The 22,985-nt window shown below is 61.1% G+C and carries 17 protein-coding genes, 1 tRNA gene and 1 pseudogene; 7 read left to right on the top strand and 12 right to left on the bottom strand.

Annotation, left to right across the window (positions count from 1 at the left end; translation table 11 throughout):
- The first annotated feature begins 184 nt into the window (after positions 1-184).
- The 4 genes from glnA (at position 185) to glnG (ending at position 4,813) form a co-directional block, all read left to right on the top strand.
- A complete protein-coding gene (gene glnA / locus M2366_RS15975) occupies positions 185-1,594 on the top strand; it encodes a glutamate--ammonia ligase (protein ID WP_042042627.1) in 1,410 nt (469 codons plus the stop codon).
- Positions 1,595-1,694: 100 nt separating this feature from the next.
- The gene (locus M2366_RS15970; protein WP_259270173.1) at positions 1,695-2,249 is read left to right on the top strand and encodes a DUF4124 domain-containing protein; all 555 of its coding nucleotides are present in this window, start codon (positions 1,695-1,697) and stop codon (positions 2,247-2,249) included.
- Positions 2,250-2,329: 80 nt separating this feature from the next.
- Positions 2,330-3,385: a nitrogen regulation protein NR(II) gene (gene glnL / locus M2366_RS15965; RefSeq protein ID WP_259270156.1), complete on the top strand. Its 1,056-nt coding sequence runs from the start codon at positions 2,330-2,332 to the stop codon at positions 3,383-3,385.
- A gap of 9 nt (positions 3,386-3,394) precedes the next feature.
- Positions 3,395-4,813, top strand: a complete 1,419-nt coding sequence (gene glnG, locus M2366_RS15960; protein ID WP_042042621.1) for a nitrogen regulation protein NR(I) — start codon at positions 3,395-3,397, stop codon at positions 4,811-4,813.
- A 265-nt stretch (positions 4,814-5,078) separates the two neighbouring features.
- Here the strand turns inward: glnG and M2366_RS19935 are convergent, their stop codons facing one another.
- The 6 genes and pseudogenes from M2366_RS19935 to rluD all read right to left on the bottom strand — a co-directional run bounded on the left by M2366_RS19935 (position 5,079) and on the right by rluD (position 11,429).
- Positions 5,079-5,555: a c-type cytochrome gene (locus M2366_RS19935; RefSeq protein WP_370736615.1), complete on the bottom strand. Its 477-nt coding sequence runs from the start codon at positions 5,553-5,555 to the stop codon at positions 5,079-5,081.
- Positions 5,556-5,576: 21 nt separating this feature from the next.
- Positions 5,577-5,843: pseudogene (locus tag M2366_RS19930) on the bottom strand (c-type cytochrome); the annotation flags it as partial.
- A gap of 146 nt (positions 5,844-5,989) precedes the next feature.
- The gene (locus M2366_RS15950) at positions 5,990-6,619 is read right to left on the bottom strand and encodes a c-type cytochrome (protein ID WP_259270154.1); all 630 of its coding nucleotides are present in this window, start codon (positions 6,617-6,619) and stop codon (positions 5,990-5,992) included.
- A 166-nt stretch (positions 6,620-6,785) separates the two neighbouring features.
- Positions 6,786-9,359 (bottom strand): ATP-dependent chaperone ClpB, encoded by a 2,574-nt coding sequence (gene clpB / locus M2366_RS15945; protein ID WP_042042617.1) that lies wholly within the window; start codon positions 9,357-9,359, stop codon positions 6,786-6,788.
- Positions 9,360-9,596: 237 nt separating this feature from the next.
- Positions 9,597-10,334 (bottom strand): peptidoglycan editing factor PgeF, encoded by a 738-nt coding sequence (pgeF, locus tag M2366_RS15940; RefSeq protein ID WP_259237108.1) that lies wholly within the window; start codon positions 10,332-10,334, stop codon positions 9,597-9,599.
- A gap of 114 nt (positions 10,335-10,448) precedes the next feature.
- On the bottom strand, positions 10,449-11,429 hold the full coding sequence (gene rluD / locus M2366_RS15935; RefSeq protein ID WP_042042615.1) for a 23S rRNA pseudouridine(1911/1915/1917) synthase RluD: 981 nt from the start codon (positions 11,427-11,429) through the stop codon (positions 10,449-10,451).
- A 116-nt stretch (positions 11,430-11,545) separates the two neighbouring features.
- Here rluD and M2366_RS15930 point away from each other — a divergent pair, with 116 nt between their 5' ends.
- Entirely contained in the window at positions 11,546-12,301 is a 756-nt protein-coding gene (locus M2366_RS15930) for an outer membrane protein assembly factor BamD (protein ID WP_042042677.1), read from the top strand.
- A gap of 135 nt (positions 12,302-12,436) precedes the next feature.
- Here the strand turns inward: M2366_RS15930 and M2366_RS15925 are convergent, their stop codons facing one another.
- From M2366_RS15925 to yqhD, 4 genes are all read right to left on the bottom strand, one after another.
- Positions 12,437-13,720 carry a serine dehydratase subunit alpha family protein gene (locus M2366_RS15925; RefSeq protein WP_396021404.1) on the bottom strand — a complete coding sequence of 428 codons (1,284 nt, stop codon included), beginning with the start codon at positions 13,718-13,720 and terminating at the stop codon, positions 12,437-12,439.
- A 363-nt stretch (positions 13,721-14,083) separates the two neighbouring features.
- Entirely contained in the window at positions 14,084-15,568 is a 1,485-nt protein-coding gene (gene pntB / locus M2366_RS15920) for a Re/Si-specific NAD(P)(+) transhydrogenase subunit beta (protein ID WP_042042613.1), read from the bottom strand.
- Positions 15,569-15,579: 11 nt separating this feature from the next.
- The gene (locus tag M2366_RS15915; protein ID WP_259237106.1) at positions 15,580-17,103 is read right to left on the bottom strand and encodes a Re/Si-specific NAD(P)(+) transhydrogenase subunit alpha; all 1,524 of its coding nucleotides are present in this window, start codon (positions 17,101-17,103) and stop codon (positions 15,580-15,582) included.
- A 507-nt stretch (positions 17,104-17,610) separates the two neighbouring features.
- Positions 17,611-18,774 (bottom strand): alcohol dehydrogenase, encoded by a 1,164-nt coding sequence (yqhD, locus tag M2366_RS15910; protein WP_259237105.1) that lies wholly within the window; start codon positions 18,772-18,774, stop codon positions 17,611-17,613.
- A gap of 144 nt (positions 18,775-18,918) precedes the next feature.
- Here yqhD and M2366_RS15905 point away from each other — a divergent pair, with 144 nt between their 5' ends.
- Both M2366_RS15905 and M2366_RS15900 read left to right on the top strand, forming a co-directional pair.
- On the top strand, positions 18,919-19,821 hold the full coding sequence (locus M2366_RS15905) for an AraC family transcriptional regulator (protein WP_139743809.1): 903 nt from the start codon (positions 18,919-18,921) through the stop codon (positions 19,819-19,821).
- A 16-nt stretch (positions 19,822-19,837) separates the two neighbouring features.
- On the top strand, positions 19,838-20,365 hold the full coding sequence (locus M2366_RS15900; protein WP_259270153.1) for a lipocalin family protein: 528 nt from the start codon (positions 19,838-19,840) through the stop codon (positions 20,363-20,365).
- A gap of 42 nt (positions 20,366-20,407) precedes the next feature.
- On the opposite strand, the gene M2366_RS15895 is transcribed toward M2366_RS15900, so the two are convergent.
- Together M2366_RS15895 and M2366_RS15890 are read right to left on the bottom strand one after the other, a co-directional pair.
- Entirely contained in the window at positions 20,408-22,297 is a 1,890-nt protein-coding gene (locus M2366_RS15895; protein ID WP_259270152.1) for a methyl-accepting chemotaxis protein, read from the bottom strand.
- A 461-nt stretch (positions 22,298-22,758) separates the two neighbouring features.
- A tRNA-Trp gene (locus tag M2366_RS15890) sits at positions 22,759-22,835 on the bottom strand.
- Between the last annotated feature and the right edge of the window lie 150 nt (positions 22,836-22,985).

The following is a 22,985-nucleotide window of genomic DNA, read 5'->3' as shown; positions in this document are numbered from 1 at the left end:
CGCACCAAAAAGATCCCAGGTAGCACCAAATTGGTGCAATGTAGGGCGGAAGCAGCAGATTTTGGGACGCCAAGATGCGGCAACTGCCCTGAAATCATGCTGTCACAAACTTGGCACGATACTCGCTTATGTGAATGTGATGACGAATTCACCCAAAGAGTTTTAACACCGGAGGTTACTTAGCATGTCAGCTCAGAACGTAATGGCCTTGATCCAGGAACATGAAGTCAAGTTTGTCGACCTGCGCTTTACCGACACCAAGGGTAAAGAGCAGCACGTTTCCATCCCTTCCCACCAGGTCAACGAAGAGTTCTTCGAAGACGGCAAGATGTTCGATGGCTCCTCCATCGGCGGCTGGAAAGGTATTAACGAGTCTGACATGGTGCTGATGCCGGATGCGGCCTCCGCCAAGCTGGATCCGTTCACCGAAGAGACCACCCTGAACATCGTCTGTGACATCCTGGAACCGGCCACCATGCAAGGCTACGATCGCGATCCGCGCTCCATCGCCAAGCGTGCCGAAGACTTCCTGAAGTCCAGCGGCATCGCCGATACCGTCCTGTTTGGACCAGAGCCCGAATTCTTCATGTTCGACAACATCACCTTCTCGAACACCATGGGCCACAGCTTCGTCAAGATTGAATCCGAAGAAGCCGCCTGGAACTCAGGTACCGCCTACGAGCACGGCAACAAGGGTCACCGCCCCTTCGTCAAGGGTGGTTACTTCCCGGTTGCACCGGTTGACTCCTCCCAGGACATTCGCGCCGCCATGTGTCTGGTGCTGGAAGAGATGGGTCAGGTCGTCGAGGCCCACCACCATGAGGTGGCTACCGCCGGTCAGAACGAGATCGCCACTCGCTTCAACACCCTCACTCTGAAGGCTGATGAAGTCCAGGTGCTGAAGTACGTGATCCACAACGTGGCCCACGCCTACAACAAGACAGTCACCTTCATGCCAAAACCCATGTTTGGCGACAACGGCTCCGGCATGCACTGCCACCAGTCTCTGGTCAAGAACGGCGTCAACCTGTTCGCCGGTGACCTGTACGGCGGCCTGTCCGAGATGGCACTGCACTACATCGGCGGCATCATCAAGCACGCCAAGGCCATCAACGCCTTCGCCAACCCGACCACCAACTCCTACAAGCGTCTGGTACCAGGCTACGAAGCCCCGGTCATGCTGGCTTACTCCGCCCGTAACCGTTCCGCTTCCATCCGTATCCCGGTCGTACCTAGCCCGAAAGCACGTCGCATCGAAGTGCGCTTCCCGGATCCGGCTGCCAACCCCTACCTGGCCTTCGCGGCCCAGCTGATGGCTGGTCTGGACGGCATCATCAACAAGATCCATCCGGGCGATGCCATGGACAAGAACTTGTACGACCTGCCGCCGGAAGAAGCCGCAGAAGTGCCGACCGTTGCCGGCTCTCTGGACGAAGCCCTGGCAGGTCTGGATGCAGATCGCGAGTTCCTGACCCGCGGTGGCGTGTTCAGCGATGACTTCATCAACTCCTACCTGGAGCTGAAGCAGCACGACGTGGACCGCGTCCGCATGACCCCGCACCCGCTGGAGTTTGAACTGTACTACTCTGTCTAACAGATACAGTCAGAACCCAATAGAGAAAAAACCCGCCTCATGGCGGGTTTTTTCTCTGATAGGCTTTAGGCGAGATCCCACCAAGGAGAGATGGATGAGAATGAGCCGCTATGCCGGGTTCTTGCTGCTGATCTGCCTGAACGCCCAGGGGGCCAAGATCTACTCCTGGATCGACAGCAGGGGGATCACCCACTACACCAGCACCCCTCCCGCCGGTCAGCAAACTCAGGAGATCGATCTGCGAGTCGCCCCCCTGGTCGGCACCAGCACCCATTCGGTACAGGTCGATAATTACAACCACCTCATTGGCGCCGATGTCAGACAGGCCGAACTGGCCATCTCCCTGCTCTCCCCCGAGCCAGACAGCACCCTGCGCGACAACACGGGCAACATAGTGTTCGAAGCCCAGGTCACCCCAGTCCCTCCACCCCAGTTCGACCTGCGTCTCTTGCTCGATGGCAAGGAGCGGGTCCGGATCCACAACACGCTGATCATCCGCCTGGAAAACCTGGATCGGGGCACCCATAGGGTGCAGCTCGAGCTACTGGCAAAAGACGGTACGATCCTTGCTAAATCAGAAGTTGTGACTTTCTATCTGCACAGAACCAGAGCCAATCAGGCAGCCACCCCGGGCCCTACGCCTCATAAAGGGTGATCCTCTGCACCTATGCGGGTAGACTGAATGCACTATATTGGTGCATTACCGGTGTGTAGCACCGTTTTAGGGAGAAACCTGTGCCAGTCCGCTCGGATCAAGCCAAGACATTACTCGACAACCTGCTGACTGCCGTCATCCTGATGGACGAACGTCTCTGCATTCAGCACGTCAATCCTGCGGCAGAACAGCTGCTCTCCCTCAGTCAACGCCGGCTGATCGGGCTGGAGCTGCCCCATCTGCTGGAGCACATCTCCCTCGACTTGCAACGCTTTCGTCAGTGCCTCATCTCGGGGCAAGGCTTCACCGACAGCGAGGTGACCCTGGTCGTGGAAGGGGAACCTCGCCTGGTCGAACTCAGTGCCAGCCCCCTGGCCGACCATGAACAGCGTTTGATCGTGGTAGAGCTGCGCAAAATCGACCAGCAGAAGAAGATCAGTCAGGAGTTGCAGCAGCATGCTCAACAGCAAGCGGCCAGAGAGCTGGTGCGCGGTCTGGCCCACGAGATCAAAAACCCCCTGGGTGGCCTGCGTGGTGCGGCCCAGTTGCTGCAAAAGGAGCTGCCGGATCCGGCCTTGCGTGAATATACCGGCATCATCATCGAGCAGGCTGACAGGTTGCGGTTGCTGGTCGATCGCCTGCTTGGCCCCCAGCGTCCCGGCCGCCATCAGGTTCACAATGTCCACTCGGTACTGGAGCAGGTTCGCCGCCTGGTGGAGCTGGAACTGCCCGCCGGGATCCGCATAGAGCGGGACTATGACCCCAGCATTCCCGAATTCGAGATGGAACCGGATCAGCTGCAACAGGCCTTCCTCAACATAGTGCGCAACGCCGCCGAGGCACTGATCAGCCAGACAGGCCTGATCAGCCTGCGCACCCGCACCGTGTTCCAGATCACCATCCATGGCCAGCGTTACCGGCTCGCCGCCGAGATAAAGATCATCGACAACGGACCCGGCATCCCGGATGCCATCCGTGACACCCTCTTCTACCCCATGATCACCGGTAAAGAGGGGGGAACGGGGCTCGGCCTCTCCATCGCCCAGAACCTGATCGATCAGCACAAGGGCCGTATCGACTGCATCAGTTGGCCAGGACATACCGAGTTCACCGTTTATCTACCGCTTCGCAAATAAGGGAACGTCATGACCGCAAAAGTATGGATCGTCGATGACGACAGTTCGATCCGCTGGGTGCTGGAGCGCACCCTGGGCAACGAGGGTTTCGAGTGCGAGAGTTTCGCCGATGGCGAGGCCCTGCTGCACTCCCTGGAGGCACGATCTCCCGATGTGATCCTGTCCGACATCCGCATGCCCGGCATCGATGGCCTCAGCCTGCTGGAACAGATCCATCGTCGTCAGGCGGACTTGCCCATCATCATCATGACCGCCCACTCGGATCTCGATTCCGCCGTCAACGCCTACCAGCGTGGCGCCTTCGAATATCTGCCCAAGCCGTTCGATATCGAGGAGGCGGTCACCCTGGTGCGCCGCGCCGAGAATCACCTGAAAGAGCAGCGCACCAAACGCAAGACTCGCCCGCAAGACGCCAGCAGCAGCCCGGAGATCATCGGTGAAGCCCCTGCCATGCAGGAGGTGTTTCGCGCCATAGGCCGGCTGTCGCGGTCCAGCATCTCGGTGCTGATCAACGGCCAGAGCGGCACCGGCAAGGAGCTGGTCGCCCACGCCCTCCATCGCCACAGCCCGCGTGCCCACAAGAACTTCATTGCCCTCAACATGGCGGCCATCCCGAAAGATCTCATCGAATCTGAGCTGTTCGGCCATGAGAAGGGCGCTTTCACCGGGGCCAACAACATTCGCCATGGCCGCTTCGAGCAAGCGGATGGCGGCACCCTGTTTCTCGATGAAATCGGCGACATGCCACTCGATGTGCAGACCCGGCTGTTGCGGGTACTGGCCGATGGCCAGTTCTATCGCGTCGGCGGCCATCAGCCGGTACAGGTGGACGTGCGCATCATCGCCGCCACCCACCAGAATCTGGAGAAGCGGGTCGCCGATGGCGAATTCCGGGAGGATCTGTTCCACCGCCTCAACGTCATCCGCATCCATATCCCGGCCCTCAAGGAGCGCCGTGAGGATATCCCCCAGTTGGCGCACCACTTCCTGCTGCGAGCTGCCAAGGAGCTCAACGTCGAGGCCAAGAGTCTGCACCCGGATACCCAGGTGTTCATCAGCCGGCTCCCCTGGCCTGGCAACGTCCGTCAGTTGGAAAACGTCTGCCGTTGGCTGACCGTCATGGCCTCGGGACAGGAGGTGCTGGTCGCCGATCTGCCTCCCGAGCTGCTGACCCCGATCACCAGCGTCGCCGAGCCGGGGCAGCCTGCACTGGCCGGTGGCTGGCAGCAACAGCTGCGCGACTGGGTCGCCGCCAAGCTGGCTCTGGGAGAGATTGACATACTGGCCGATGCCATGCCTCAGTTCGAACGCATCATGCTGGAGACGGCGCTGGAGCATACCCATGGCCATAAGCAGGAGGCGGCTCGCCTGCTCGGCTGGGGTCGTAACACCCTCACCCGCAAGCTCAAGGAGCTCGATTTCTCCTGAGCTCGGCTGGCCCCCAGCCACAAGGGGGGCCCGCCATGCTGCGATTTCAAGCCCCTCCTTTGCCAGCCTCAGCATGATCCCAACGACAGCGACTCAGCACACAGCGGCCCCCTTCCGGGCTTGGCAATGCCATGAAAAAATCCGCCGTCTTTCGCTGCAATGCGAAAAACGGCGGATAGTGTCGACGCTTGTCAGACTAACGTTGCCCCTGGCGGCTCACTGACACTGCGCATAGCGTCTCAGCGAGCTTGTCTCCCATGAGGGCTCAATATGCCTTGCTGCCCAGCAAGTGACCATCGACCGGCGAGGGTAAGCCGTACTGGGAGTTCTTGCCATGAAACGCCTTGGTGGTCTGGCCAAGGTCGCCCTTGAAGCGGGGATCCTGGGGCCTTTCCTGACTATTGATGTAAAGCGACACATCCCAAGCCTGCTGGTCGCTCAGGCTTCCCCCCTGAGAGAGCGGCATGTTGCTCTTGATGAAGGCGGCCGCCTTGTCGATACCGTGCATGCCCGCGCCCCAGTTGTAGCTCTCCTTGCCCCACAGTGGCGGGAAGACGTAGCGATCCGCTACCTTCTTGCCCTCCCCCTCGGCGCCGTGGCAATCGGCACAGCGCTCGGCATAGACACTCTGGCCCCGCTTGAAGTCGGGGGACTGGGGAGGGGTGGCGATGGTGAAGAAGTTGCGACCCGGCAGCTTGTCACTGATGGGGGCACCGCTCGCCAGCCAGTAGGAGTAGGCCACCAGATCGCGGATGGCAGGGCTGTCATAGGCGGGAGGCTGCCCCCCCTTGGCATTCATCGAATAGAGGAAGCAGCCTTGCAGCCGATCCTCATAGGTGTTCACCTTGTTGTTCTTCTTGCGATAGGCGGGATAGGAAGGATAGGCACCCCACAGCGGACTGGCGCCGGGAATGATGCCGGAACCCAGATGGCAATTGCTGCACTGCAGGCCATTACCGGGCTGACCCTGCCCCTTGAGCTGCTGGGTGTTGACGAACAGGCTGTAGCCCCGCTTGATGGCGGCACCCATCTCACCATCCGGCACCGCAGACCAGTCGGGCACCTTGTGATAGTTGCCATCCGGCGCCTTCTCTCCAAGGGGGACGCTGAACTGATCATCAAAGGATTCGGCATGGACCAGCCCAGCCAGCAGGCAGCTCATCAGATAGAGATATTTCATTTCGTCACCCCCTGGGCGGCGAAGTAGTTGGCTACGGCCTCCACTTCTGACTCGCTAAGCGACTTGGCGATGGCAGACATGGATCCCATGGCGCCCGCCGGACGCTTATCCGCTTTCCAATACATCAGCTGACGCTTGAGGTAGGCAGGATCCTGGCCGGCGAGGCGTGGAAACAGGGGCATGACGCCAATGCCACTGGGCCCATGACAGGCAACACAGGCAGGCAAGTTACGATCCGGTTTACCCGCCAGAGCCAGCCGCTCACCAGCGTCCATATCTCCCGGCCATTTCTCCCCACTCCAGTGCAGCGCCACTTCCTTGGCCGCCGACTGGCTGGCGAAGTGGTTGGCTGCACGCTTTATCTGCTCGTCGCTGAGTTGATAGATGATGGGATTCATGAAGTCGCTGACCCGTTTTCCGCTGCGAAAGGCGTGCAGTTGCTCAGTCAGATAGGCTTCTGATTGTCCCCAGAGGCTGGGAATATTGGACTCTTTCGGCACGCCATTCAGACCATGGCAGGTGCCACAGATTTGGGGTACATCCTGGGTTGCCTGAGCGGCCTGGGCCAAAGGGGGCACCAGACAGGTCAACAGGGTGGTGAGCAGTGCTCGCATCTTTATCGACAAGGATGTATCTCCAATCAACAGCGGTAAAATCCATATTACTTGTCAGGGTAACACCCCCTATCGAAGAGGGGTAGCCATAGCATAGCTGCTCTCCAGTGGTCCGATCTGGCCAAAGAAAACGCCAGCCCGAGGGCTGGCGTTGTTATAACGGATGAGATCACTGGCCTCATTGCGAGATGGTGAGACCCTGGCTGTCGGCCCCTAGGCTCAACAGCTTGCCTGGGACAACCCGACCACTGAGCAGGGCCTGGGCCAAGGGGTTCTCCACCTTCTGCTGGATAGCCCGCTTGAGGGGTCGCGCCCCGTAGACGGGATCGAAACCGGCATGCACCAGCTTGGTCAGCAACTCCTCGCTCACCTCCACCTCGAAGCCCTGGGACTCCAGACGGCCCATCAGGCTCTTGAGCTGGATCCGGGCGATGGACTTGATGTGATCCTCGCCGAGGGGGTGGAACACCACAGTCTCGTCGATCCGGTTGATGAATTCCGGTCGGAAGCTGCGGGTCAGCAGCTCCATCAACAGGGCCTTCATCTCCTCATAGTCCTTCTCGGCATAGTGCTCCTGGATCAGATCCGAGCCGAGGTTGGAGGTCATGATCACCACGGTATTGCGGAAATCGACGGTGCGGCCCTGACCATCGGTCAGACGACCATCGTCCAGCACTTGCAACAGGATGTTGAACACATCCGGGTGCGCCTTCTCCACCTCATCCAGCAGGATCACCGAGTAGGGGCGACGGCGTACCGCCTCCGTGAGATAACCCCCCTCCTCGTAACCCACGTAGCCGGGGGGCGCACCCACCAGCCGCGCCACGCTGTGCTTCTCCATGAACTCGGACATGTCGATGCGCACCATGGCGTCCTGGGTATCGAACAGAAACTCCGCCAGCGCCTTGCACAGCTCGGTCTTGCCCACCCCGGTCGGGCCGAGGAACAGGAAGGAGCCGATGGGGCGGTTCGGATCGGACAGACCTGCCCGGGAGCGGCGAATGGCGTTGGAGACGGCTTCCACCGCCTCTTCCTGGCCGATCACCCGGCTGTGCAGCTGCTCTTCCATGCGCAGCAGCTTGTCGCGCTCCCCTTCCAGCATCCGCGCCACCGGGATCCCGGTCCAGCGCGCCAGCACGTCTGCGATCTCCACATCGGTGACCCGGTTGCGCAGCAGGCTGGTCTCCTGCATCTCGGCCTGAGTGGCGAGATCGAGCTGCTTCTCCAACTCGGGGATGCGGCCGTATTGCAGTTCGGACATGCGGGCCAGGTCCCCGGCGCGGCGTGCGACGTCGAGATCCTGACGGGCCTGCTCCAGCGCGGCCTTGATATGCTGGGTACCGGCCAGCGCCGCCTTCTCCGCCTTCCAGATCTCTTCCAGCTCGTTGTAGTCGCGCTCCTTCTCGGTCAGCTCCTGACTGAGCAACTCCAAGCGCTTGCGACTGGCGTCGTCATCTTCTTTGAGCAGCGCCTGCTGCTCCAGCTTGAGCTGGATGATGCGCCGCTCCAGCCGATCCAGCGACTCCGGCTTGGAGTCGATCTGCAGCCGGATGCTGGCCGCCGCCTCGTCGATGAGGTCGATGGCCTTGTCCGGCAGCTGGCGATCGGCGATGTAACGGTGGGACAGCTGAGCCGCCGCGACTATGGCCGGATCCGTGATCTGCACATGGTGGTGCAGCTCATAACGCTCCTTCAGCCCGCGCAGTATGGCGATGGTGTCTTCCACCGAGGGCTCCTCCACCAGCACCTTCTGGAAGCGGCGCTCCAGCGCGGCATCTTTCTCCACGTACTGGCGATATTCATCAAGGGTGGTGGCGCCGACGCAGTGCAGCTCACCGCGCGCCAGGGCCGGTTTGAGCATGTTGCCCGCGTCCATGGCCCCCTCGCCCTTGCCGGCGCCGACCATGGTGTGCAGCTCGTCGACGAAGAGGATGACGTTGCCCTCCTCTTTGGCGAGATCGCTGAGCACGGCTTTGAGGCGCTCTTCGAACTCACCGCGATACTTGGCGCCCGCGACCAGGGCCCCCATATCCAGGGAGAGCACCCGCTTGTTCTTGAGCCCTTCCGGCACCTCACCGTTGATGATGCGCTGAGCCAGCCCCTCGACGATGGCAGTCTTACCGACCCCGGGGGCACCGATCAGCACCGGGTTATTCTTGGTACGGCGCTGCAGCACCTGGATGGTGCGACGGATCTCTTCGTCCCGGCCGATCACGGGGTCAAGCTTGCCTATTTCGGCGCGCTCGGTGAGATCGATGGTGTACTTCTCCAACGCCTGGCGATTCTCCTCGGCATTGGCGTCATCGATCTTCTTGCCGCCACGGACCTTGTCGATGGCCTGCTCGAGTTTCTCTTTGGTCAGACCCTGGCTGCGCAGCAGCTCGCCCAGGTTGCCCTTCTCATCGAGAGCCGCCAGCAGGAAGAGCTCGGATGAGATGAACTGATCCTTGCGCTGCTGAGCCAGCTTGTCACAGACGTTGAGCAGACGACCCAGGCCATTGGAGAGCTGTACATCGCCCTCGACGCCGCTCACCTTGGGCAGGCGGTCGAGCTCCTCGCCGAGGCGGGAGCGCAGGGCATTGATGTCTATCCCGCACAGGGTCAGCAAGGGACGGCTAGACCCACCATCCTGATTGACCAGGGCGGTCATCAGATGGACGGGTTCGATAAATTGATGATCTCGACCCAGTGCGAGGGACTGGGCATCAGAAATAGCTACTTGGAATTTACTGGTCAGGCGATCGAGGCGCATTGCACTCCTCCCTTTGAAACAGACGCCGCCTTGGGCGGCAACAACGGAACTTTCTGATAAGGAAGATGAGGTCTGCGGCCAGGATTTCAAGGGGAGTGGTTGTTTATTTTTTCCTCAATGGCGGTTTCAGAGAGGGCGGCGCGTTATCCGGCAAGGGGCGAGCCGGTGCGCTGTTCCGGCCAGAGGGACAGGCATTCATAGGTGGGCGCTCACCGGCTTCGCTGAGCGCCCACCTGTCTACTCTGCCAGCCAAATGAGGGAGGCCATCCGGCCGGTCTGGCCATCCCGGCGATAGGAGTAGAAACGCTCGCGGTCGCTGAAGGTGCAGTGCTCGCCCCCATAGACGGCGCTCACTCCGGCGCGGGCCAGGCGCAGCCGGGCCAGCTGGTAGATATCTGCCAGCCACTTGCCCTCGTTGGCAGACGGGATGAAGGCGGCAACGGCTTCGGCCTGCTCGGCGAGAAAAGCGTCGCGCACCTCGCCACCGACTTCAAAGGCACTGGGCCCTATGGCCGGGCCCAGCCAGGCGAGTATCTCGGCGGGCTTGCAGCCCATGGCTTTGATGCTGGCCTCCAGTACGCCATTTTGCAGACCACGCCAACCGGCATGGGCGGCAGCCACCACGGTGCCCGCCCGGTCGCACAGCAGCACCGGCAGGCAGTCGGCCGTCATCACTATGCAGGCCAACCCCGCCTCGTGGGCGCAGGCGGCATCGGCCTCCGGTGCCCCGTCGTATTCGTTGCTGACGGGGTGGACGGCGATGCCGTGCACCTGATTGAGCCAGTTGAGCCGACCCGGGATCCCGGCGGCTTGTTGCAACAAGCCACGATTGGCCTCGACCAAGGCAGCGTCATCCCCGACATGGGCCCCCAGGTTGAGACCGGCAAAGGCGCCTTGGCTCAGGCCGCCATCCCGGGTGGTGGAAAGGGCCCGGACCCGCGCCGGGGCAGGCCAGTTCGGTACTATCGTCTCCATCACTGACTCCTTATCAATCATGAAAAAATACCATAAAAAACGGGGCACCCACTGGGTACCCCGCCCTTCGCACTCTCTTGGACCACTCCGTATCATCCGGCCTGGTCGACGCGCTTAGCCCCAGATCAGATCATCCGGATTGGCCAGGGTATCGGCACGCATTGCCTCCATCAGATCCAGCATGTCCTGCGGCGTTGAGGAGTGCCACTGCATGACTTCGCCGGTGATGGGGTGAGCCAGTTGCAGCATGGTGGCGTGCAGGGCCTGACGGTGGAAGCCGCGCAGGGCAGCAGTCAGCTCGGGGGTGCCGTTGCGCAGCAGACGCATGCGACCACCGTAGGCGGGATCGCCTACCAGCGGGTGCTTGATGTGCGCCATGTGTACCCGGATCTGGTGAGTACGACCGGTTTCCAGTCGCAGTCGCAGGCGGGTGTGGCCACGAAACTTCTCATGCACCCGATAGTGGGTCACGGAATCACGGCCATTGGGAATGACAGCCATGTGGGTACGCTGGGTAGGATGACGGCCTATGGGCGCATCCACGGTACCGCCTGCGGTCATGTGACCGATGGCAACCGCTTCATACTCACGGGTGATCTGGCGGGCCTGCAGCGCCTCCACCAGATGGGTCTGCGCCGGGATTGTCTTGGCGATGACCATCAAGCCAGTGGTGTCCTTGTCCAGACGGTGGACAATGCCGGCGCGAGGCACTTCGGCTATCTCGGGATAGAGGTGCAGCAAGGCGTTCAGCACTGTGCCGTCCGGCGTGCCTGCCCCCGGGTGAACCACCAGACCAGCCGGCTTGTCGATCACCAGAATATGCTCATCTTCGAAAACGATGTTGAGCGCTATATTCTGGGCATCCCAGCGGGTGTCGTCTTCCAGCTCGACCGTGACATGGACCTGCTGCCCCGAGATGACTTTCTCACGGGGGATGTTGGCAACCTGACCATCCAGGGTCACTCTGTCTTGCAGGATCCACTCCTTGATCCGGGTGCGGGAGTAGTCGGGAAATATTTCTGCCAGAGCCTGATCGAGTCGCTGCCCGAATTGGTGATCCTGGAATTCGCCTGTTAATTCAATATGCTGGCTCATGTATGGTCTCTTGAGCGGGGGTTTCAATTCGAAATAATCCGGGTATTCTAGCTTTTCTTTTAGCCAAGCATAACGGATACTTTGCCAATTTCGTGGAAATGGACCGGATGTTGTTGATGGGAAAGAAGTCTCACCTGCTGATGTCGCTCGCCTTGGTCGCTACCCTGATCACTGGCTGTTCCAGCACCAAACCCAAGGTACCCGACGAACCGCCGGAGACCCTGTACCAGAAAGCACGCCTCAAGCTGGATGCCGGTAACTATGTGAATGCTATCGAGTTATTGGAAGCATTGGACTCTCGTTACCCCTTCGGCGCCTACTCTAATCAGGTGCAGCTCGACCTCATCTATGCCTATTACAAGCAGGATGATACCGCCCAGGCGACTGCCAATATCGACCGCTTTATCCGCCTCAATCCCGCGCACAAAAATATAGATTACGTCTTCTATATGCGTGGCTTGACCAACATGGCGGGCGATTACAATTTCTTCCAGGATCAGCTCGGCATAGCGCGGGATGACAAGGATCCCTCCTACGCCCGTCAGGCGTTCCAGGACTTCAAGACCCTGCTGCAGAACTATCCGAACAGCAGTTACGCCGCCGATGCCCGTGCGCGCATGATAGGCCTGAAAAACCGCCTCGCGCGCTACGATCTGAGCGTGGCCAAATATTATGTAAAGCGTGATGCGCTGATCGCCGCCGCCAACCGCGCCAAGCAGGTGGTTGAGACCTACCCGGACACACCGGAGACCGAAGAGGCACTGGAGATCATGATCGAGTCCTACGACACCCTCAAGATGCCAACTCTGGCCCAGCACGCCCGCGAAGTGCTTGGCAAGAACTACCCGGAAAACCGGCACGCCAAGGGCTGATCACCTCTACCCGAACAGAAACCGATGGCCCCGGCCATCGGTTTTTTTTTGCCTGTCGATCCGATGCTGCCCGGCAGTATCCTCTTCGAGTAGGGGCACAGCAGCCTACAACTCGCGCCCCGCCACACGACTGACTCAGTTGCGCTGCTTGGCTCGCATGATGTTGATGATCTCGATATCGGTATCCAGCATGCCCTTCCTGGATAGCTGACCCAGGTTGGCAATGGTCTGATCCACGTCGTCCGAGACGATGCCCTCGCTCTGAGGCACCCGCAGGTTGTTGATCGCCATCAGGGAGGATTTGACCGCCGCCGAGGTAGAGGTCGACACCTTCATGGAGCAGGCACTGCCGGCGCCGTCACAGATGATGCCGGAAACATCGCCAATCATGTTGTTGATGCAGTGGCTTATCTGTTCGAACTTGCCGCCCAGCAGCCAGGTGATGGCGGATCCCGCCCCCATGGCAGCGGTACTGGCCGCGCAGAGGGCGGAGAGCTTGTTCTGATGCATCTTGATGTAGATGGCCACCAGATGACTCATCACCAATGCCCGGATCAGCTGCTCCTCACTCGATGCGAGGAAGCGGGCGGCGGCGACCACCGGCATGGTGGCGGCAATGCCCTGGTTGCCCGAGCCCGAATTGGACATGGCGGGCAGCATGGCACCGTCCATGCGCGCATCGGAGGCGGCAGACGACAGTCGCATGGCCAGGGTCATCAGATCGTCGGAGAGCAGCTTGCGCTCCACCTGATCGGTCAGCATCTTGCCGATGCTCAGGCCATAGCCCTGCAACCCTTCGTCAGCCAGGGCCTGGTTCATGCTGGCCGCCTCGCCAATGAAGGTAATGTCGGCAAGCGGCACCTCGAGAGAAAACTCGACTATCTCCTTCAGGGTCAGGGCGGGTTTGGCCGATCTGGCTGGCTGGATCTGCACCCCGGGGGCGCTGGCTTGCTCCATCAACACCTCGCCATCCTTCTCCATCAGCACGATGCGGGTGTGATCCGTGCAAATCACCACCCGGGCACTGTGACCATCGGCCTCCGCCAGCACCTCGGCGTAGAGCACGTCCGGCACATCCTTCACATCGACCTTGATGAGAGGCAGCAACGCCTTGGCGGCTTCCACCTGGGCCGGAGTGAGTTGCTTGAGCACCTCCAGCCCACCATCGGGGTTACCCCCCGTGATGCCGACGGCGGCGGCGACCGGCAGACCTATCATGCCGGTGCCGGGTACCCCGACCCCCATGCCGTTCTTGAACAGATTGCCACTGACCCAGACGCTCAGGCGCTGCGGCGTCTGGCCCAGCAGACGGCGGCAATTGGCGGCGGCCAAGGCCACCGACATGGGTTCGGTGCAGCCCAGGGCCGGCACGACCTCACGCTTGAGCAGGGCAATAAATTCGATCCATTGTGACTTCATCTGCAAGTGCTCCATGGTCTGGCGCGGCGCCTCTTCTATGTCAGACATACTAAATATTGCGGGAAAACTAAAAATTAGTTGATAAACCCCGGCGTGATGGCAGGCATTATGCCCGACTTTTGAGCGATTACCACAACCAAGCCCAGGGAATAATGGCGGGATCAAATCTGAAGAATCGGCAGTGAGGGCCGAGTGGCTATCGCGTTTGGCCATCCACTTCAACGAGGCCACCACCTGGCGTCTGTCAGGCGATGAGACATGCTCAGGGCAAGGCACCACAGGGCCCGACGCCATCAGAACGCCAAACGGCAGGCACAGAAAAGGGGGCCTTGGCCCCCTTGAATACTCTTGCTGTGACCTGGATCAGAGCGCCTTGAGGATAGCCTCGACGCTGGCCTTGGCATCGCCAAACAGCATCTGGGTGTTCTCCTTGAAGAACAGCGGGTTCTGGACACCGGCATAGCCTGTGTTCATGGAGCGCTTGAAGCCGATGACGTTCTGCGCTTTCCACACTTCCAGCACCGGCATGCCGGCGATGGGGCTGCCCGGATCTTCCATGGCGGCCGGGTTGACGGTGTCGTTGGCACCGATCACCAGTACCACGTCGGTATCGGTGAAGTCGTCATTGATCTCGTCCATTTCCAGAACGATGTCATACGGCACCTTGGCTTCCGCCAACAGTACATTCATGTGGCCTGGCAGACGACCGGCAACCGGGTGGATGCCGAAGCGCACCTTGACGCCGCGATCCCGCAGCTTCTGGGTGATCTCGGCCACCGGGTACTGGGCCTGCGCCACCGCCATGCCGTAGCCCGGGGTGATGATGACGGAGCTGGCGTTCTTCAGCATGTCGGCCACATCTTCGGCGTTGGTTTCGCGGTATTCACCCATCTCCTGATCAGCCGTAGAGGCGACACCGTCGGAGCCGAAGCCACCGGCGATGACCGAGATGAAGGAGCGGTTCATCGCTTTGCACATGATGTAAGAGAGGATGGCACCGGAGGAGCCCACCAGGGCACCGACCACGATCAGCAGGTCGTTGGAGAGCATGAAGCCCGCCGCCGCCGCCGCCCAACCGGAGTAGGAGTTGAGCATGGAGACCACCACCGGCATGTCGGCGCCACCGATGGAGGCCACCAGATGCCAGCCGAACGCGAAGGCGATCAGGGTCATCAGCACCACCGCCATGGTGGAACCACCGGCGTTGACGAAGTGCACCATCAGCGCCAGCGAGACCAGCACGGCCAGCAGGTTCAGCTTGTGGCGATGGGGCAGCATCAGCGGCTTGGAGGAGATCAGGCCACGCAACTTGCCGAACGCCACGATGGAACCGGTGAAGGTCACGGCGCCGATGAAGATACCGAGGAAGACTTCCACCAGGTGGATGTTCAGCATGGCGCCGGTGAGGTGCTCGGCCTGAGCGGCACTGGCCGCCTGCTCGAACGCCGCCCGGGCCGCGGCCAGAGTCGCATCCAGATTGGAACCGACAGAGACCACGACAGCCGCCGGTGCGGAGGGGTGCAGATCGATGAAGCTGTTGAAGCCCACCAGCACCGCCGCCATGCCCACGAAGCTGTGCAGCACCGCCACCAGCTCGGGCATCTCGGTCATCTCGACCTTGAGTGCCAGCCGCACGCCGATGGCGCCGCCGATGACCATGGCCAGAATGATCCAGTGCACACCACTGGTTTCCGGGTTGAGTACGGTGGCGACGAGGGCGATGGCCATCCCCGCGATACCGAACAGGTTGCCATGCTTGGCCGTTTCTTGCTTCGACAGTCCGGCGAGACTGAGGATGAAGAGCACGGCGGCAACGATATAGGATGCTGTTACCAGTCCTTGAGACACGTTAAACCCCCTTAATCCTTACGGAACATCTTCAGCATGCGCTGAGTCACGGTGAAGCCACCGAAGATGTTGATACTGGCAATCAGCACGGCGACAAACGAGAGCGCGGTGACGAGTGTCGAACCCTGACCAATCTGCAGCAAGGCACCGACCACGATAATGCCGGAGATGGCATTGGTGACCGACATCAGCGGCGTGTGCAAGGAGTGAGATACGTTCCACACCACGTAGTAACCGACCACACAGGCCAGGATAAATACGGTGAAGTGGGACAAGAAGGCGGCAGGTGCCACGGCGGCGACCCAACCGAAGGCGGCGATGCCGAGGGCACCAAACACATACTTCTTGTTGGATGGCTTCTTGGCTTCGGCCTTCTTGAGCGGGGCGGCTGCCGGTTTTTGCGGCGCGGCAGAGACGGCAATGGCGGGGGGCGGGAAGGTCACGTCACCGGCCTGGATCACCGTCATGTTGCGCTGAACCACGTCCTCGAAGTCGATGGCAACCTGGCCGTCCTTCTCCTTGCACATCAGCTTCATCAGGTTGACCAGGTTGGTACCGTAGAGCTGGGAGGATTGGGCAGGCAGGCGGCCAGGCAGGTCGGTGTAACCTATCACCTTGACGCCGTTCGGGGTCACGAACAACTCGGTCGGCTTGGTGTATTCACAGTTGCCACCGGTGGCCGCTGCCAAGTCCACGATCACCGAACCCGGCTTCATGCTGTCGACCATCTCTTTGGTGATCAGCTTGGGAGCGGGACGACCCGGGATCAGGGCGGTGGTGATGATGATGTCCACTTCCTTGGCCTGCTGGGCAAACAGCTCCATCTCGGCCTTGATGAACTCATCGGACATGACCTTGGCGTAACCATCGCTGGAGGCACCATCTTCGCCGCCGAAGTCGAGCTTGAGGAAACTGCCCCCCATGGACTCAATCTGCTCGGCCACTTCCAGACGGGTATCGAAGGCACGCACTATGGCGCCCAGGGAACCGGCGGTGCCGATGGCAGCCAGACCGGCCACACCGGCGCCGATCACCAATACCTTGGCAGGGGGTACCTTGCCAGCTGCGGTGATTTGACCGGTGAAGAAGCGACCAAACTGGTGCGCCGCTTCGACCACGGCGCGATAGCCACCGATGTTGGCCATGGAAGAGAGGGCGTCGAGGGACTGGGCACGGGAGATCCGCGGCACCATGTCCATCGCCATCACATTGATGTTGCGTGTCGACAGCTTCTTGACCAGCTCGGGGTTCTGAGCGGGCCAGATGAAGCTCACCAGGGTGGCACCATCTTTAATTTCGGCGATCTCGGCGTCGGTCGGGGCGTTGACCTTGAAGATAAGGTCGGCTTGCCAGACGTTCGGCACCACGCTGGCACCGGCAGCCTCGAAGGCGGCGTCATCGAAGCTGGCCAGCTGGCCGGCGCCAGTCTCGACAGCAACCTCGAAGCCGAGCTTTTTCAGCTGCTCAACGGTGGCCGGGGTCGCTGCGACCCGGGTCTCACCGGCGAGACTCTCTCTCGGTATTCCAATCTGCATGACTATTCCCTGATGGTTAATAAATAATCGCGACCTAGTGTCTCATCTCTCGCGAAACAAGGCGCGGCCAAATTGCAGGCCAAGGACTCTTTGTTATGAAAATCAGCAGGCTCTTCCGCAACCTCCTGTCATGGTCAGGCCCCCGCTTTTCAGGTGCGAAGGTGATTAGTATCAAATTTTGGAGTTTTATTACAACCGCCGTCCGGATGGTACGCGTACAGAAATCAGCCCATCCAGGACCGTGATTTAAAAAAACAAACCAAATTAGCGACTTATACCAGTAAAAAGCACTGGAAAAAGTGATCCAACCAGTCAAAAAAAATGTTTTGCTGGCCCTCTATCTTAGCGCTTTTTGTTCTTACGAAATTCACTCCAATCGCAGATATCGGAGTGAACAGGGTAAAAGTAACGGTTTCGTAACAAGGAAGGGGCCGATCCCCCGCCAAAATGGCAGGATCCGGCCCCTACTGTCAGTCGTTTAGTGCGGTGGTAAGGTGAATGCTCCCCTTACCAGGCGGCTTCATAAATATGCCGGCTCTGCACCAGGTCGATGTCGCCGTGTTCCCCGAGCGCCGTCATGCCGTGCTCTTCGAGCTTGGCCAGCAGGGTGTCGATATTGGCGTCGGCCAGGCCGTAGTCCCGCAGCCGGGTCTTGACCCCCATCCGCTCGAAGAAGTCGCGGGTGGCTTTGATGGCGCCGTCGATGCGCTCTTCTTCGCTGCCGCTGCGCAGATCCCAGACCCGCTCGGCGTATTGCAGCAGCTTGGCGTGCTTCTGTTCACGCTTGGCAGCGAGCAGGGCGGGCAGCACCACCGCCAGGGTCTGGGCGTGGTCGAGGCCGTGCAGGGCGGTCAGCTCATGGCCCAGCATGTGGGTGGCCCAGTCCTGGGGCACGCCGGCCCCGATCAGGCCGTTGAGCGCCAGGGTGGCACTCCACATGATGTTGGCGCGCACCTCGTAATTTTCCGGCTCCACCAGCGCCTTGGGGCCATCCTCAGCCAGGGTCAGCAGCAGGCCTTCGGCAAAGCGATCCTGCACCTTGGCGTTGACCGGGTAGGTGAGGTACTGCTCCAGGGTGTGGATGAAGGCATCCACCACGCCGTTCGCCACCTGGCGGGCCGGCAGGGTATAGGTGAGCACGGGATCCAGCACGGCGAAGCGCGGCATCACCAACGGCGAGAAGAAGTGCTGCTTGTCGCCGCTGCTCCTGCGAGTGATGACGGCCCCCATGTTCATCTCGGAGCCGGTGGCCGGCAGGGTCAGCACGGCGCCCAGGGGAATGGCGGAAGCCACCTCGCCACCGACCGTCTCGAGGATGTGCCAGGGCTCCCTGGCCAGATCGTAGTGAGCGGCGGCGGCGATGAACTTGGTGCCATCGAGCACCGAGCCGCCGCCGACGGCGAGCAGAAAGTCGATCTGCTCGGCACGGGCCAGCTCGACCGCCCCCATCAGGGTCTCGTAAGCCGGGTTGGGCTCTATGCCGCCGAACTCGAACAGGGTCAGGCCCGCCAGCTCGCTGCGGATCTGCGCCAGCAGGCCGCTGCGCACCACGCTGCCGCCACCGTAGGTGATGAGGACACGGGCGTCGGCCGGGATCTGGCCGCGCAGCTGGGCCACCTGGCCCTTGCCGAACAGCACCTTGGTGGGGGTATGGAGAGTAAAATTGTTCATCGACATTGCCTTCTTCTGATAGTCCGGCGGCCTGGCCGCAAAATGTTGATTGCATTTTTCTACAGGCAACGCCTACCATCAAGGCAACATTCTGCACATTGCTTGCCTATTTCTACAAATCATCAGAATCCACCCGGAGCGACCATGTCCAACCGTTACGCCGATCTCGCCGCCAGGCTGGCCCGCCACGTCACCACCCCGGGCATCACCCCCTCCCCGGTGGATCAGGTGAACCTCATCTACACCACCGAGTATCACGGCCGCACGCCCGTGCTCTACCAACCCCGGATGATCGTCATACTGCAGGGACACAAGGTGGGCTATCTGGCGGATCAGGTGTTTCGCTACGACCCCAGCCACTACCTGCTGATGACACTGCCGCTACCCTGCGAGTGCGAGTGCTTCGCCTCCCCCGAGCAGCCCCTCATCGGCTTCTCCCTGGAGATCAACGTCGCCACCCTGCAGGAACTGCTGCTGGAACTGGGGGATGCCCTGCCCGCCCCGGCTGTGCAAAAGAGCGGTGTGCACTCTGTCCCCCTGTCCGAAGAAATGTTCTGTGCCGCCGAGCGATTGATCGATCTGATGGACAAGCCCCACCACGCCCGGGTGCTGGGGCCGCAGACGGTGCGGGAGATGCTGTTCTACGCCCTGCACGAGGGGGGTGGCCCGGCGCTGCAGGCGCTGGCCAATCGTCACAACCATGTGGGCCAGATAGCCCGGGTGCTGCGTATGATAGAGGCGCGCTACGCCGACACCCTGACCATGGAGGAGCTGGCCCGGGAGGTGAACATGAGCGTCTCCGCCTTCCACCACCACTTCAAGGCGGTCACCGCCACCTCGCCCCTGCAGTACATCAAGTCGTTTCGCCTGCACAAGGCGCGCATGATGATGCTGCACGACGGCATCAAGGCGGGGGCGGCGGCGGCCAGGGTCGGCTACGAGAGCAACTCCCAGTTCAGCCGGGAGTACAAGCGCTTCTTCGGCAGCACGCCGACGGATCAGGCCTCCCGCTTCCGGGAAGGCCAGTTGCACATCATCGAAGGCTAACAGAGAGGGATCCCCCATGCGTTCACTGCTTTGTCTGCTCACCGCCTGGCTACTGACGGCCTGTACCGGCCTCGCCGACGGCATCCGCCCCGTCACCGGCTTCCAGCTCGATCGCTACCTCGGCACCTGGTACGAAATCGCCCGTCTCGACCACAGCTTCGAGCGGGGGCTGGAGCGGGTGAGCGCCACCTACAGCCTGCGTGACGACGGCGGCGTCAAGGTGCTCAACCGCGGCCTGCAGAGCGATGGCAGCTGGCGCGAGGCCGAAGGCAAGGCCTACTTCGTGGACAAGCCTACCGAGGCGCGGCTCAAGGTGAGCTTCTTCGGCCCCTTCTACGGCGGCTACAACGTCATCGATCTGGACCCCGACTACCAGCTCTCCCTGGTGACCAGCTACAACCACGACTACCTGTGGATCCTCTCCCGCTCCCCCCAGCCGCCCAAGGCCAAGGTGGATGCGCTGATCGCCAAGGCCAGGGGGCTGGGCTTTGCCACCGACCAGCTTATTTGGGTCAGGCAGGCCCCTGCCCCGACGCCGAAATAGAACAGGGCAGCCCGCGGGCTGCCCTGTTTCTTGCTTGCCGGTTTAGAGCCGGAAGCGCCCCAACTCCTCGGCCAGGCGCTCGGTCAACGACTTGAGCTCGGCGGCCTGAGCCGCCTCTTCCTGCGCCTGCTCGGCCAGCTCCTGGGAGACATGGCGGATATTTTCGGTGTTGCGGCTGATCTCGCCGGTGACCGAGGTCTGCTCCTCCGCTGCCGCCGCTATCTGGGTCGCCATGTCGCTGATGGTGCCGATGGCCTCGTTGATCCGGCTCAGGCTCTGGTTGGCCGATTCCGCATCCTCGACGCTGGTGCCCGCCAGCTGACGACTGGTCTCCATGCCGCTCACCGCTCGGCGAGTGGTCTGCTGCAGTGTCTCTATCATCTGCTGGATCTCGTCGGTGGAGTCATGGGTCCGCTTGGAGAGTACCCGTACCTCGTCGGCGACCACGGCGAAGCCACGGCCCTGCTCACCGGCCCTGGCCGCCTCGATGGCGGCGTTCAACGCCAGCAGGTTGGTCTGCTCGGCGATGCCGCTGATGGTCGCCAATATGCCGCTGATCTTCTGGGCGTGGGCATCGAGCTCGTGGATGATCTGGCTGGCATCGGCCACCTCGTCCGCCAGCCCGGTGATGCTGCGCTGACTCTGACCGACTTGGGACTGACCGGCGACGGCCAGCTTGACCGCCTCCCCCGAGGTGGTGGCAGCAAATTCGGCATTACCCGCTATCTCCTGGGTGGCTGACGCCATCTCGGTCACGGCCGTGGCCACCATGACGATCTCGTCCTGCTGTTGACGCACCTGCTGGCTGCGGGCCTGGGCACCGGCTGCCTGACTGCGAGACTGTTCGGCCAGTTGCTGACCCACCTCCCGCAGCCGGCTGACGATACCGTGCAACCGGGCCACAAACTGGTTGAAGCTGCGGGCAAGCTGGCCCACCTCATCCTGGCTGCGAGTCTGGATCTGGACAGTGAGATCGCCCTCGCCATGGGCGATGTCATTGAGGGCGCTCGCCACCCGACCCAGATCCTGGAACAGGTACTTGAAGGTGCTGGTCAGGATCAGGCCAAACAGCAGCAAGAGGCCGCCGCCTATCATCACCAACTGCCAGAGCAGGCTGTCGAGGGGGGCCAGCAATACATCCCGCTTCATGACCATGGTCAGCAGCCAGTCGGTATTGGGAATAGCCCGCACCAGCACCATGCTGGCCTGGCCACCTATCTCGACCTCCTGCAGTGACCCCTGCTGACTCATGGCCTGCAGATGGGCGACATCCAGATTGGCATCCAGATCCTGGCTCCGCTTCAGGGTCAGCGCCTGGTCGGGATGGGCGACGATGAGGCCGCTCTTGTCCAGCAACATGGCGTAGCCATCTCCGTGCACCTGCATGGCCAGCACGTCCTTGATCAGCTTGTCCAATGCCAGGTTGGCACCGACCACGCCAGCCAGCCTGCCTTGCTGCATCACGGGCGCGGCCAAAGTGACCACCAGTTGCTGCATGGTGACGCTGACATAGGGCTCGGTGATGATGAGCCCGCCCACCTTGACCGCATCCTGATACCAGGGTCGCTCCCTGGGGTCGTAGTCCCCCTTGTTGAGGGCTGGGTCGTTGCGGGTCATCACCCCCTCGGTCGAACCATAGTAAGCCAGGCCGAAGCCACCGGAGCGCAGGGTCTGCTGCAGATGAGACACCAGATCCGCCTCCGGATAGCGGGCTATCACATCCACCTGGGCACTGAGGCTCTCCCGCCTGTCCTGCATCCAGTTGCCTATCCCTTCCGCGTAGGCGCCAGCGTAGTTGCGTGCCTCGCTGTCGATGGCATTCAGGGTCTGGCTCTTCAGGCTGAAGTAGACGATCGAGCCCAGCAGGCAGACAGTCAGCACTACGACCCCCAAACTGGTCGCCAGCAACTTGCCGCGAAGGGAAAGGTTCATGGAAACTCCTCATAACGGTAGAGAGGGTGTCAAATAAAAACTGCACACCTTATGTGGTCTATATCGACCGGAAACACCCGACCATGAACCGCCACTGCTTAATTTTTGATAGGTCAATAGGCGGTGCCCGCCACCACGCCCACCGAAGAGCAAAACGCACAATGAGGCCGCCCGCCCGCCTGCGGCTGGAGCAGCCAGGCCGACGAACCGCTCACGCAACCTCCCGGCACTGGGTGGCACAGTCCATGTGGTGTCGCGCAAGGAAACGGATGGCACCATTGCCGGAAACGGCAGGGTAGAAAACGGCAACAAGGACGAGCGAAGGGCGACCTGGCCTGAAAAGCAGGGGACACCGGGGGTGAGCAGCAGGCGTCAGGGGAGACAAACGAGCAAGGTCGCCCTGGAGAGCAGGAAACGCAGAAATGCGAAAGGCCAGCTCAATGAGCTGGCCTTTCTAAAAATGGCAGGGGCGGCAGGACTCGAACCCGCAACCATCGGTTTTGGAGACCGCTGTTCTACCAATTGGAACTACGCCCCTGCAACAAACGAGGCGAATTATACAAAGCCGGGATCAAAGGTAAAGGCTTTTTTTCTCACTTTCGATGCGATTGCACAAATGACGAGCAACTCAGGGTTATTTGCACAACTTCACCGGGTAACTTGCTGTATTTGCAGCCTTGCCAGGGTA

This window comes from Aeromonas sp. BIGb0405, from assembly GCF_024807335.1.
Lineage (GTDB): Bacteria > Pseudomonadota > Gammaproteobacteria > Enterobacterales > Aeromonadaceae > Aeromonas > Aeromonas rivuli.
This window is presented reverse-complemented; position numbering and strand designations above follow the sequence as displayed.